Origin of the sequence: Paenibacillus koleovorans NBRC 103111 (genome assembly GCF_004000845.1) — a bacterium.
Classification (GTDB): Bacteria; Bacillota; Bacilli; order Paenibacillales; family NBRC-103111; genus Paenibacillus_AA; species Paenibacillus_AA koleovorans.
Genome location: NZ_BIMA01000095.1, coordinates 1 through 14,044 on the forward strand (window position 1 = coordinate 1; position 14,044 = coordinate 14,044).

At 52.5% G+C, this 14,044-nt stretch carries 8 protein-coding genes; all 8 read right to left on the minus strand.

From position 1 onward, the window contains the following. Positions 1-491 (minus strand): Rossmann-fold NAD(P)-binding domain-containing protein (locus PKO02S_RS24200; RefSeq protein WP_507763321.1); only part of this gene is annotated, 491 nt, incomplete at its 3' end. A 12-nt stretch (positions 492-503) separates the two neighbouring features. Then, entirely contained in the window at positions 504-1,181 is a 678-nt protein-coding gene (locus tag PKO02S_RS24205; protein WP_127587013.1) for a cyclase family protein, read from the minus strand. Positions 1,182-1,221: 40 nt separating this feature from the next. Beyond that, on the minus strand, positions 1,222-1,986 hold the full coding sequence (locus PKO02S_RS24210) for an SDR family NAD(P)-dependent oxidoreductase (protein WP_164821650.1): 765 nt from the start codon (positions 1,984-1,986) through the stop codon (positions 1,222-1,224). Positions 1,987-1,988: 2 nt separating this feature from the next. Then, complete coding sequence (locus PKO02S_RS24215; RefSeq protein ID WP_127587017.1) at positions 1,989-5,795, minus strand: fibronectin type III domain-containing protein; 3,807 nt, start codon at positions 5,793-5,795, stop codon at positions 1,989-1,991. Positions 5,796-5,940: 145 nt separating this feature from the next. Further along, entirely contained in the window at positions 5,941-6,780 is an 840-nt protein-coding gene (locus PKO02S_RS24220) for a phytanoyl-CoA dioxygenase family protein (RefSeq protein ID WP_127587019.1), read from the minus strand. 60 nt (positions 6,781-6,840) lie between these two features. Next, the gene (locus tag PKO02S_RS24225; protein ID WP_164821651.1) at positions 6,841-11,379 is read right to left on the minus strand and encodes a fibronectin type III domain-containing protein; all 4,539 of its coding nucleotides are present in this window, start codon (positions 11,377-11,379) and stop codon (positions 6,841-6,843) included. Positions 11,380-11,496: 117 nt separating this feature from the next. Further along, on the minus strand, positions 11,497-13,098 hold the full coding sequence (locus PKO02S_RS24235; protein WP_127587025.1) for an extracellular solute-binding protein: 1,602 nt from the start codon (positions 13,096-13,098) through the stop codon (positions 11,497-11,499). Positions 13,099-13,162: 64 nt separating this feature from the next. Next, the gene (locus tag PKO02S_RS24240) at positions 13,163-14,035 is read right to left on the minus strand and encodes a carbohydrate ABC transporter permease (RefSeq protein WP_127587027.1); all 873 of its coding nucleotides are present in this window, start codon (positions 14,033-14,035) and stop codon (positions 13,163-13,165) included. Positions 14,036-14,044: the final 9 nt, after the last annotated feature.

The window sequence follows — 14,044 nt, forward strand, 5'->3', positions numbered from 1 at the left end:
CCAAAGATCGGACGAAATGGCGCGATCTGCCAAACTCCGGCTAATCCCAATGTTTTATCCCGCAGGCCAAAGATCGGACGAAATGGCGCGATCTGCCAAACTCCGGCTTTCACTTGATTGACCGTTTGCGTGAGCTTCCTGAAACTGGCCAATAACAGCATAAAAGCATGGTCGGCCACTTCCTGGATGCCATAATCGGGAACATTTACAACGGGAATATGATGGGCACTTGCGGCTGGTATATCGACATTATCCACACCGATGCCATAACGAACAATAATTTTACAGCACTTCAAATTTGCAATAACATCCGCTGTTAGGGGAGCAAAATTGGTGAGAATGGCATCAACGTCATGGCATAATGCAATCACTTCCTCTGGTGTTCTACATTGACCTTCACGAAATTCAAAGCCCATCGGCTTCAGGATTGCTATTTCTTCCTCTAATCCCGGGAATTCGGAATCTGTTACTGCAACGATATATTTCGCCATTGGTTTTCTCCCCTATACATCCAATTCGACAATCACAGAAACCGGAGCGCTGTCTGCATCTTTAATGAACATGGGTAGTGCAATCACTCGGCGCAGAGGGATGTCGGTTAATTGCGAAAAATCCAGATCCTCAATAATACAAATGTAATGCTCGTGATACATACCGAGTAAATATTGATGGGCCAATACCCCATCCTCCCCATGCATATAGGAAGCAAGCGAAATCCAGTCCATGGCGACAGCCTTCAGCTTGGGATACTGTTCCATCAGGAAGCGGCAAGCCCCCGAGCTTATTCCCGGCCCCTCTGCCGCATATCTGTCCGGAGCGTTTCTCCGAGTAACCGAAAATCCGCTGCGAATCATGAGCAGATCCGCTTGCTGCAGCGACGCATGGTGAGCCGCAATATCCTCCATCGTCACCAGCTCTCCATAAGATTTTGGAATATCCAGCAGCAGAGGATGATCGTAAATAAATGTCTCTAATGGCATTTCCGCCAGTCGCGGGCCTCGATCATTGAAATGCTTAGGGCCGTCCATATGCGAACCAAAATGATTCAACAACGTAATCTTGCTTTGATTGGCCACATCCCCCTTCGTTATTTCCGTATAAGGTTCAACCGACATTTTATAATTTCCCGGCCAGCCCGGGTCCGTTGCCGACATATCATAGGACAGACGCTTATAAGTCATTTTTCATTCCTCCAAGCCTCTCATATCGATTTCTGTATGGCTAAACAGCCGTATATCCGCCATCTACCAGCAAATCCGATCCCGTTATAAACGAGGCTTCGTCTGAAGCCAAGAATGCGACTGTGGCAGCGACTTCTTCGGGACGTCCTTGACGACCCAACAGATGTAGCGCGGAAATCCGCTTATTCTCGGATTCGATGTCCACATTCATTATGCGGCAATATTCGTCAAATGCAGGGGTCCAAATGTAACCCGGGCAAACATTATTTACGCGAATGTGATGCGGGGCCAAATCGATCGCCCAACATTTGGTCAAACCACGAATGGCGAATTTGGTTGCGTTATAGGTAGCAAATTGCTTTTGTCCGATAAATCCGCTAATGGATGAAAGATTCACAATGGAGCCTCCTCTCGCAGCTTGTATAAGAGGAACGCAATGCTGCGTGACAAGTGAGGTCCCGATAATATTCACGTCACAAATCCGCCGCCATTCGCTTTCCGTTGCTTCAATTCCCTGGAATACAAAAAGAGCCGCATTATTTACAAGAATATTCACATTTTCGGATACCTCTTTAATTTGGTTAAATGATTGCTTCACTTCAGCTTCACTGCTAATATCCGTTTGGATAAATCCTGCGAATAAACCTGTCTTTGCCGTTATGCTCGCCGCCGTATTCTTCCCTTCAAGATCACGATCCAGAATCCAGACCTTACAATTCTCTTCACTCAAACGGAGCGCGATTGCCGCACCTAGTCCTTGGGCGCCTCCTGTTACAATAGCCGTTTTATCCTTAAGCCCTTTCATAGTCATATCCACTCCTTTCGCTTCTCGGATGCCGGCGGATAGTGCAGAACCGGCTTGTCGCGATTCGCCCAGTGATCGAATCCTTGATAGCCATACTCATGGCTCTTCGTATAACGACGGAACGTTTCGTCCGGTAGCGGATCCCAATCCGTCAGACCGCCGGCCGCAGTATCGCGCGCTGGCGATGCCTCTCCTTCCCCATTGCCGTTGCAAGCCGCGACACAGTATTCATACGTCAGCCCCGGATCAATCTGCGTATCCGTAAAATCATTTTCTTGTCCCGTATAGATGCATATATACGTTGCGTTGCTCTGCGCTTTGCGGTAGAGCTTATAACTACTCGCGCCAAGCAGCCAGCCCCACGTCACCCGAAAGCCTACCGCAAGTCTTTGGATCCGCAATCCATCTGGTACCGCAGGCACATCGCCGGTGTAATATAACGGATAGTCATGACTCCACTCGCCTGAGTTAGCGCCATTGACGCCTCTTACCCGCACGTGACGTTTCGTGCCATTGTCGCCGGTAAGCCTGTAATGCGGATCGCGAATGTCCGTGATTGCGATCGGCCATGTGTCTCCGCCATCTTCGCTGATGGCCACCTCATAATAATCGGCACCGCTCGCGGGCTCCCAGCTCAACTCCGCCTCGCCGGACGAAGCGATGTAGCCTCCGATCTGCGTCGTCTCCGGCCGCGGCAGCTTATTCGTCCACTGCCAGCTGTGACGGCCGCGTGGCATTTGGAACGAAACCTTCCGATCGCCAATGGACCGCAAATCCCGCACGACTGCCCCATCCACATACAAGTGGTAGGAAGCGTCATGCAGCGTTGCCGGCAGCCTAAGCTCGATTACACTTTCGCCCAAGCTGTAATAGTGCCCGATTACGCCATCCCTATCCCGCGTGAAGCCAATACCGGAGTACGTCCGCTCGACATTTTGCGATCCAACCCGCACGGAGACTTCTACGCCCCCTACCCCGATCCGACTGCCTTTGAATAACGCGGCCTCAGCTTTGTGTTCGCCATAGAGACGTACCAAACCCGCATATCCACTGAAAACAACCCCGCCCTCCTCGTAATGAATCTCCGCCTCATCGCGGAATATCATATCCTTCCTATCGGTCATCGCCACTAACGCCCCGTATTCGGTCGCCTTCGCACTCAGCAGGTAACCGTAATCGGCCTGCGCATGGTGGGAGATCAGCGTCAGAAAATGGCCGTTGCCATCATAATACCGTCCGCGCGACTCTTCGTTTTTAGAGGTAAAAGCGCCGGAGCCAAGTTCGGCAGGGATGCCGGGAGCGACTGCATATCCAGGTACGCCCGGCTTCAACTGATGGATCGTCGGGAAGTCATCCCGTTCGTTGACAAACCAAGCGAACCGTCCTCTTACCCGAAGATCGCCGACCTGATCGTAAACAACGATATAATCATGGCCCGACATCATCAAACTGCGGGAGTGGTAAGCCGGGCTCGCCTGCGAACCGGCCAGCAGCGTCGCATACTGGGCGAAGCCCAGATCGTATAACGGCTCGGTCAATTCATTCCTGCCGATGCTGCAGAACTCATGACCGGAGAGGACGCCAAAATTGCAGCTTGCCTGCACATCGCCCATGTTGGCATCGCCGACATCCTCCTTACGGTTGAAGCTGTACCGTTTGTTGCCCGCATAGTAATAAATGTTGCCGTTTCCGCCTTCGGCGGCACGCCCCCAGCGGTAATTCGGTCCTTCGTCGATCTGCTGCAGATGTACCGATATCTCCGCTTTCGTGCCGACTGCCGCCCGAAGGACGAATCCATAGCCGGTATACTTCTTCGAGCCGAGCGGCGGACGCGTGCCGGTCAGGAGCGACGGCGAGGCAGATGGCATCCCGCGCCAGATGTCGGTGCCAAAGCGCTTTTCTTCAAACGAGCGGCGGTTGGCGGGGCATACATGCAGCAAGTATTCGGCCAGAAGCGGGTCGAACCGCGCCAGTTCTTCCCCGACCGTACGCAGCGTGAGCGGCGCCCGGTAATCATCGACGTGGCTACCGGCGTGTGCGCCTTGCGAGGGATAGTGGCGACTGCCGTCTACAGGAGCGGTCAACGCATGCAAGAGCCAGCGCAGCCAGCTCGTATAGGCGGGGTATAACGTCGGATGCTCGCCCCATTGCTTGCGAATCAGCTTGACCGGCTTCATCAAGGCATGAAGGTTGGCCAGCGTATAACAAGCCAGATTCTCCGTGTGTCGACCTCCTTCCGCATCCCATGCGGGTACGTCTGGGCGGACGTGATACTTCAGATTAAGCGCCATGGCTCGTTCGAATTGATCCTTCCACACCCGTGCATGCGGGTGATTCGGCAGCAGCGCAGCCATCTGACCGGCCACGGATTTCATATCGACGAGGAAATTCGGATGACCCGCCAACATATGACGAACCGGCATCTGGTTCTCATCGTTGCTTGCATAAGCCATAAATGCGCACACCGCCTTGCAGCGATCGAACTGCGCTTGCGTCATCGCCGGAGCGGACAAGTCAAAGAACGGCACCCAGCTAAAAAACTCACGCGCTGCCACGGGCGACATCTGATAAATTTGATTCAAACAGAAGGACAGTTTATCCATAATCGCTTCCATATCGTCAGGAGCGGGATGTTGCTCCCTGCGGAAAAACCATGACGACACAGTGCCTGCCGGCAAACAATCGTTTCGGAAAAACCGCGGGTACGCCTCCCGCGGTTCGGGCCAATCGAGCACCCAGTCCTTCACTTTATCGAGACTGAGATATTCCTGCCACAACCATAGATCGTTGACATGAGCGTCATGATGCGAGACGGAGTCTTTCCCGACCTCATAGAGTGTGATTGCAGTCGATCGCGTGCCGGTCGATAAAGCGTATTCCCAACGTACGGCCCCCTCGCCATCTCGCATAAACCGGACAGCAAGCGTCGGGGAGGAGCCCCAGATGGCGAACTCCCCGTCGTCCCAAGTTTCGATATTTTTCACGAATAGCGCTGCGCTGTGCTCCTGATCGGCGAATACAGCCGTTTTGGTATGCTGCCAATTGCCATCTCTTTGATAAGGAAGCAGCAGGATGGGCAATTGTCCGCCCTCTTCAACGAATTGATCCACCTTTTCGTACCCGCGATTTTGCGTATATCTGCGACGCGGCACGAAGGACTGCCATTCGATAACAAGCTTCGTTTCGTCATCTGCGGATAACCCGGTGATCGTCTCCTGCAGTTCAGCATACTCCATGGCGTCAGCGAGACGTAGCGTTACCGTGTAGGAGGCCCCGCTTTCGAGCTGGTAAGTGAGCCTATGTGCATAAAAAACCGGACCAGCAGCTAAACATTCCGAAGATACTTCGACAATCTTGCGATTGGTGCGAAGTGTGGCTACTCCTCGCGGAGCCGCGCCCGGCTTCGTCAACACAAACAGCGGATGGCTCCCGCCTGTTTGCAAGCGCGGTATGGCAACGGATAATAATCCGTTATCCGCCACAACCCCGTCCTTATCGCTGTACACCTGTAAATTTCCCGCGACATCCGTTCGCCTCTCCGTAACGGATGTATCCACGGCCTCGCCTTCGCATAACGTGAATAGCCGCTTTGCCCCCGCAGGCAGGTCCGTAATAAAAGATAGTGTCGTTTGCTCGCCATCTCTAGCCCATTGATAAGGAATAGAGCGACCATCCGTATCCAACAGCCGCCAATCCTTATCGTTGGTTGCGACCGCATTGGCTTGCAGCGAATAGTTCACCACGGTATGCGGCCAATTGTATTTACGATGGTGCAGATGCTCATGCAGTTCGATTACCGTCTGTTTCATGCTCAAGACTCCCTCGCGATTCCTTTGCCTTGCAGTGGAGAAGCGATTCCACAACAAGATTCGGCTTTTCCGAACCATGCGATGCGATCCGGGCGACCTGTGTGATCCGTGTGACCCGTGTGCTCACGGATGATCGCCCGCAGGCTTATCGCTTCCTTTCTTCTTCCATCCACCGCCGCCAAACAACTTCATCTTCGATCAGAAATCCCGAGTTGCACCGCTGCTCCAAATGTTCGTCGATCCCAAACAATCGCAATGTACGATGATCGTTTGCGGCTCTCGCTTGTTCGATCAATAAGCTGATATTCGGTCCGCTAAAGTTGTCCGTATGCCTAAGCCACGTCAGATTGTAATATTGGCTAAAGAAGAAACGGGTATTTCCCGAAGTATTCGGCGTGCCTGTGTGCAGAAGACCATTATGGGTAACAATGACGTCTCCCGCTTGTACGGATGCCACAACTTCGTCAGGATGAGGGCTAAATTTATAGCTCATATCGAAGGCCGTTCGATTTCGGTGAGACCCCGGTATCACGCGCAGCGGACCATATTCTGTCGTCATATCTTGAAAATAACTGATCATGTTGATCGATAGCGGCCTTTCATAGGCATCGCTCCGCGGTACTTGCGCATAGCGGTCCCGGTGCCAGCCCGATACTCTATGCTTGGCCTCCTCCTTGGAATCACTGGGAAATCCGGACAAGGTGATGTTGTCGATTTGCACGAAGGGACCCATGATCATTTCGGCAAAATCGAGCAAAAATGGATTCGAGACGGCGGGAAAAATCAGCTTAGGCGCGTATTCGCACATATTTCCGAACCACCAGTCTCTCTTGCCGGGAATGATAACTTCCCTTTGCATATCGGCAAACTTTCGCTTCGCCTGCTCCATAAAGTCGCTCGTCAATACCCCTTTGAAAATCGTATAACCGTCTTGCTTGAACTGGGCGAGATGCTGCTGCAAATCGATACCGGAATCCGTCGACATGGGATCGCCACTCCTTCGTTTAGTTTCGTTTCGTTTAGTTTCTTCTGGTCGCGCAATGCGTTACGGTACATACAAGAAGCGGATGGAAAGCACGTCGGTCCCGGCATGACCGGCCGCGTCCCGGGCCTCGATGCGGAAGTTGTACGTCTGACTGCCCGTCAGTCCGCTGATCCGATAACTCTGTACCGAATCGGCAACGGTAGCCAACAGCACGCCATCCTGCAAGATCCTGTAATGGTCGATAGCGACGTTATCGCTCGCTTCATCCCATGCGAGGATCACATCCGCCCCGTCATAGGCAGCCGTTACCCGGCTTCCTCCCGGCCAGTAAGCGGCTCGGTTGTCGCTGAATGATGACGCGACAATCAGCGTATTGACCGGTGTGCCGCCGTAAACATAAGCGTTCGTTACGTCGGTGAACGTATTGCCCTTCAGAACGTGACCATAGTCGCCCAGACTGAGATGAATGCCGTCGTTCAACTGCACCAGCCTGTTGTTCTCCATGACAACGTTCGTATTATCGCCCGCGGTCGTCTCGGGATTGGAGTCGCTGCTCGTCTGGGCAGACCAGGACAGCAATCCGGAGGCAGCTGGAGCTTCCGTTTCATCGACAGGCACCGCTTCGGGAACGCCGATGATCAGATTATCCTTGATATCAATGCCATAGGTGTTCACGGCATAGTATCGGCCCCCAACCCCCTGCCGCTGTGACGTCACATAGATCCCGGCATGCTGGCTTCGCCCCGACACGCCTGTCACCACATTGCCGCGAACACTGATGTAATAAGCGGGCGTCAGACGCAGTTGCCCGGTCACCTGCGAAGAATAGGCGTAGATGCCTTCGGAATCGATAACCGTATTGTCGGCGGCAACGCCATCGATCACATTGCCATAAAACCAGATACCCTTGGCTGTATTAATCACCGTATTTTTGTGAAAGGTCACATTATCATTCGGTGCGATCAAGGTCATTTTGCTTGTGCCGTCCGGAACGATATCCCACGCTTCGCCGATTGTGAGTACATTGCCGTCCAGCTCCGTCACCCTGCGCATTTGACCGAGCCCTTTCCCTTCGACAATAACGACGGACAGCTCGCTGTAGCGCAACGGATAGCTTGCTTGCAGAGGCACTGTTGTCGCGACGGTTACCGTAAATGCCGTTGCTCCCAGCACCGGACCTTCATTCTTATAGGAACCCGGCATCTCTACGGCCAGCGCTTCGCCGTCATTATTGCCAGACGAGTCTGCGCCTATATTTTCGACGATGTTATTGTACATATGAATGTTTCCTCTACCGAACAATCCATGCTGATCGGCGCCGAATTCAGGATGACCGACAAGATGGTTGTTTTCCATAAACGCATACTTGGCAAATGAGCTTACCCTCCCTTGGGCATATTCAAAATAATTATCCCTATGCGAGGTGTATTCGCTGATGTAAGCCGTCTCCGATATGGCATAGAAGCCCTTGAAATGATTTTGCTCGAACAGCACACGTTCCTTGGCGATGAATACAGCTCCCATCGCTCTGCCCGTACCGACCAATCGCGGCGTAAGCGGGTAATCGATGTTAACCTGGTAAATTAAAATATTCGCTGCCGTTCGCAGCGTCTGATCGGTCACTGCGTTGCCCCAGTCATTGCCGAACCACATGAACGAATCCGGCCTTATATCCGGGTCTGCCAGCTTCATGGTGAATCTCGCGACTCCTTGTCTTCCCTCCGTCTTGCCATCGCCGGAAGAACGAATGAAGTTGGCGTTGGTCCCGTTATGATAGAGGAATGTCGTCGCCGCATCTTCTCCAAGCAGCACAATATCTGCCGGCAAATCGACATACGATACATAATAAACGCCTGCCGGAAAGTAAATGATTCCTCCGCCTGACAGTTTGGCGGCATGTACCGCATCGCGAACCGCAATCGTATCGTCCAGCATATCATTGGCGATGGCGCCATAGGCAGTCACATCGAAAGTATTGCTCCACTGGAAGTTTCTCGCCCATGCCGCATTCAGTCCCAGCGGATTCGTCCCAGCCGCCACGATCGTCAACTGCTGCCCGTTATCAAGCGTCGCCCAAGTAACGCCTCCGTCATTCGACACCTCGACATCGTAAGTACCGGTCGGCACTGTGCCGATCGTGAACAGCACCGAATACGGCGTCAGTCGCTTGACTGTCTGAATATAGGTACTCATGCCGTCATTCAGCCGGATCGACGTGTTATCGGTTCCACCGAATTCGGAAGCGGCAAGATTCCGTCCCGACAGCTCAATATCGAGACCGGCATACGCTTCATATTCGGAGATGAACAGCGGTCTAGGCGCGTTTAGCCGCACTGGCGCACTCCAACCATACGCATTGCTGACCCATAAATCGTAAACGCCCGCCGGCAAACCGGCATCCAGCCGTGCTGTCGCGTAATAACCGCTGCGCGCATCGGTCTGCTCCAGCGTCAGCTCGGTTGCATCGATCGGCGGAATAGAAGGAGCGTCGCCGGTGGCGGCTTTCACCTTCAATACCACATCCGCCATGTCGGCCGCGCGAAGACCATAGCCGTTGACCGAAAGCAGCGTATCCGCGTACACCGCGTCGGATACGCGAATGATGACTGGCGGCTGTTCCCACGCTTCATTGTAGACCGTAAGAGAAATGGTTGCTTGGCTCTTCGCGTACAAGTTGACGTCGTCGTACGCGGAGACGGCGCGAACTTGATAATTGCCTGCATACGCCGGTGTGTAAGCGAGCGTTGCTTTGCCGTCCTCATCGGTGACGGCAGAACCAAGCGCACCATTGATATAGGTGCCAACATGCGGACCTTGCAGCTCGAAATGGATCGTGCTGCCGGAGATAGGCGTGCTGCCGCCGCTACTCAGCAGCGTAGTTTCCAACAGCAACGTTTCGCCCGGTTTATCTTTCGAATAGGAAGATGATGCAAAGTCGAGCGACGTTGCCGAATACGCGGGCACGGTTACCGTGCTTGAATTGCCAGGCGATGAAACCTTGTTGCCCTCTACACTTCTCAGTCGGTACGTATATGAAGTGTTTGTATCGAGATTCGCATCCCGATAGCTATATACGTTGGCGGCTACGGTGGCAATCGCGCTATACGTCGCGTCAGCCGCCGTCCTCCGTTCGATTAATACCTTTTGCGGCAAGCTGCCGCTATTCGTCCAACTGAGATCAGCCGTGCGCGGGACCGTGTACGTTGCTTGCAGGGACGAAGTGGTGTTAACCGGTACGTCGTCGAAGAAAAAACCTTGGATCATCGCCGATTTTCCAGCAATTTTGGTTACCTTGACTTTAAAGCTGCCTTTCACTTTATACATCAGATACAGGCCGTTCTGCACGGCATGAACCGTACGGGTATCTAACAACTGTCCGCTTAAATTGAAAATTTCAATCTTCTCTGTGAGCGTATCGCTGATGTCGTAATTGGTCGTGTATAGCGTAAAGAGATGTTCGTTCGTATCGGACAAGTTGAAAGTCGTCTGAAAATTCGTGCCGCTGTAAACTTGAATCATTTTCCTTGTCGCGGTAGTCGGTGATTGCAACGCCCTAATGTCCGGCGATGGATTTTGCAGCACATTGTAAGTCGCGCCCGACAGTGAATAACTGGAGACATATCCTGGGAGTGCCGCTACATCGTTTGCGTAAGGATTGTCCCTACCGCTGGCTACGCTGGTGGCATAATAGGGAAGGACATAACCCTCCGTGCCATAGGACCCTTTCCAGTTACCCTGCAGGGAACGATTCTCGCCCATGTACACAACCGGTGTCGGTGTTGGCGTTGGCGTTGGCGTTGGCGTCGGTGTTGGCGTTGGCGTTGGCGTTGGTGTCGGTGTTGCGGAAGGCGGCGCGGTCAGCGTAGCGTCTACCTTCAGATTATCGATAGCAAGCTCGAGCGGATTGGCACCCGTACCCGAGTACATGGCCAATCGCAACTCGAATCCGGTGAACGTATTCACGACAAACTTATCCGTCTTGCCGTTACTGTCCTCATTTGCGCTGTCGACTGCATAAAAGAGCTTGATGGGCACGGTAACCGAATAATGCACGAATTTGCCGTCGCCCAGCGGCGCAATGCTCCGATTGTCCACATAGCCACTCACGGGAATGAAAGCTGTACCGACAGTGCCAGTCACGGCATTTTTTCCATATAAGCGCAGGAATACATACGGAGCGCGATTATCATTCCGATTCACCAGATCATAGTCAAACGAGATTCGCAGATCATACGTGCCCGCATCAAGCGCATTAATCGCGCTTTTCGCAGCATTAACGACAGCAGCAGTCGGCTGCACATTAAGTCCCGGCACGTTTTGACCGCTTACTGCCGATATTTTGGCGTATGCTCCAGAAGCTGCGGCACCTGTTTCATTCGTCTTGCCATCGCTTGTGAAATCGCCATCGGACAAAGTCAGTACCGAACTATTCGGATTCGTCAGCACCGTCCCGGCATTGTTCGCGCTTTCAAAATCCATATTCAATAATGTTGAAGCTGTTGCATATGCGTGCTGAGACAGGGGAATCAGAGTAGTCAAACAACCGAAACCTATGAGAAAGGATAAAAAAAGCGCCAGTGATTTTTGATATCCGTTCATCAATCATCGCCTCCTTTATTTGTGCGCGTTCGTTACAGGTCGCGCGTCAAACGGAAGAGCCGGAGACGGTATGATGCCGCCCCGGCCTGAACTATTTGCTCTTACGTCTCCTCACGATTATTTCTTTATGCTGCTATAGAACTCATTCGCTTCCTTTTCGAGCTGAGCGCCGCCTTTTTCATTCCATTGTTTGACGAAATTGTCAAAACCGGATATTGGAATATCGCCGATAATGATCTGTGCATACGTCTCCGTCTTCAGCTTGGTCAGGTCGCCCCAATACTTGCCGGAAGACGGCAATATATCCGACTTGCCGAATATATCCGAAATCGATTTGTTAAATATTTTGAAGCTTGCGAGCTGCTTCTGATCATAATACTTGCCTGTGAGATCAATGTTGGCTTGCGCTCCAAAGAGCGTGACGCCGTTCTGCAAATCGACAATGCCCTCGGCTTGCAGCTTCGTTACATCGGTATAAGGCTCAAGGCGCTTCAGCCCGCCTGCGACTCCTTTGGCCGGATCCTTGAAATCCCAATGTTTGCCTTGTTGTCCCCATGCCATCGCCAACCAAGTCTCCTCGTCATTCTGGAGCGAATCCATGATCTGCAGCGCTCTTTGCATCTTCTCCGGCGATTTCTCCAGCTGCTTGCCGAACGCCCAGATATTCCCCGCCGTTCCCCACGCCCAGCCGCCCGACTGACCTCGCGGACCCTTAGGCAGGGGACCGAATTCTACCGTTCCGTTCGGATCGATCTTCTTGACACTATTCATCGTGGAGCCGGGATCGTCCGGATCCGTGGAAGCCACGTGTGCGCTATCGTTGAATGCCGTTTTGCCGGACGCGAACTTCGCGCTGACATCTTTGCCTGATACGAAATCAGGATCGATGTAACCCGCCTTAAACCATTCCGCCAGCTTGGCAAGCGCCTCTTTCGCTTCCGGCTGCACAGCTGCGTTGACAACCTTGCCATCCTTCAACATCCACTGCGTCGGCATTAACCCGTAAGCGCCAAAAATCGAATGAAAGGCGTTATAGAACGAGTTGCCGGTTCCGCTCATGCCGTAGACCCCAATCTGCTTCAGCGCTGCGAATGCCGCGGTAAATTCATCGATCGTTTCCGGTATTTTGGTGACCCCTGCCTTTTTCAGCAGATCGGTGCGCCACAACTGTTTGGTATGAAACTGACCGGTGAAATAAAAGGTAGGCACGCCGTAATTTTTGCCGCTTACACTGGTGTAATACCAGCCCTGCGGAGCTTGCTTATCCATATTGGCTTTCGTTCGAGGCGCATATTTTTCTATGAGGCTAACGGGTATTTCGGCAAGCAAACCTTGCGCGACATATTTGTTCAGATCTCCCGGATTGTTTACGAACAACACATCGGGAATGTCGCCGGTCGCCAGCTGAATTTGTTGTTTTTGAAAATAGTCGCTGTTCGGGATGGCATACATTTTTTTCAGCTTGACGTTGAACTTGCTTTCGATTAATTTCTGAGCGTAAGAATTGTCCTGCATAACGGCAGGATAATTCATCCAGTTAAATTCGATAACCGGCGCCGCTGTCGGGGATGTCTGTGTCGACGGCGCCGCTGTCGGAGAAGGACTTGCCGTCGCCCCCTTATTCTCTTCGCCTTGTTTGGCACAACCCGCCAACGCCACTACGGATGCCATAGTAAAACAGAGCAACCCTTTTCCCACGCGACCTCTTGTAAGTATCATTTGGCAACCTTCCCTTTTCTCATTTATTCGTTGTGCAGCCCGTCCGTCAGGACTGCAGAAACCCTTACCCTTTGAGCGAACCAAGCATAATACCTTTGACGAAGAAACGCTGAATGAACGGATACGCAAACAAAATCGGCAAAGAGACGAGCATAATAATGGCGCTCTTCAAGTTTGCAGGCGTTACCTGCGTGGAGCCCATCAAGGAGTATTCCTGATTTAAATTCGTGCCCGGTTCGATGACATTACGCCGCAAGAACAGCTGCAGCACCTGTTTGTTATCATCGTTCAAATAAATCATGGCATCGAACCATGAGTTCCAGTGACCAACAACCGCCCATAAGCCTATAACCGCCAGCACCGGAACAGAAAGCGGCACTACGATGCGGATGAGGATGTTCAGTTCGCCTGCGCCGTCAATCCTCGCCGACTCCAGCATCTCGCTGGGCACGGCGGCGAAGAAGTTGCGCATAACGAATATATTGAAGGCCGACACCGCCCCGGGCAGCACAAGAGCCCAAATCGTATTAAGCAGCCCCAACTGCTTGACAAGCATAAACGTCGGGATCAAACCTCCGCTGAACAACATGCTGAATACGAACAGCTTCATGATCGTAGATCGATAGGGAAACGTGCTGCGGGCAAGCGGGTAAGCGGTTAATGTAGTAAACAGGAGAACACACGCCAACCCAAGCAATGTTCTGGCAATCGTATTCACATAGGCGGTATACAATTTCGGGTTCGCCAGCACCTTCTCATAGGCTTCGAACGTCGGATTAGTCGGGAAAATATGCAGCCCGATGCGTTCGATGTCGGCCGGCGAGCTGAGTGAGATCGTCAGGACGTACAGAAACGGGTACAGCGTGACGAGCCCTAGCAATGCCAACAGAAGCAGGTTTATGATCTCAAACATTCGTTCGCTTAACGTTCTCTTCATTTGCATCTC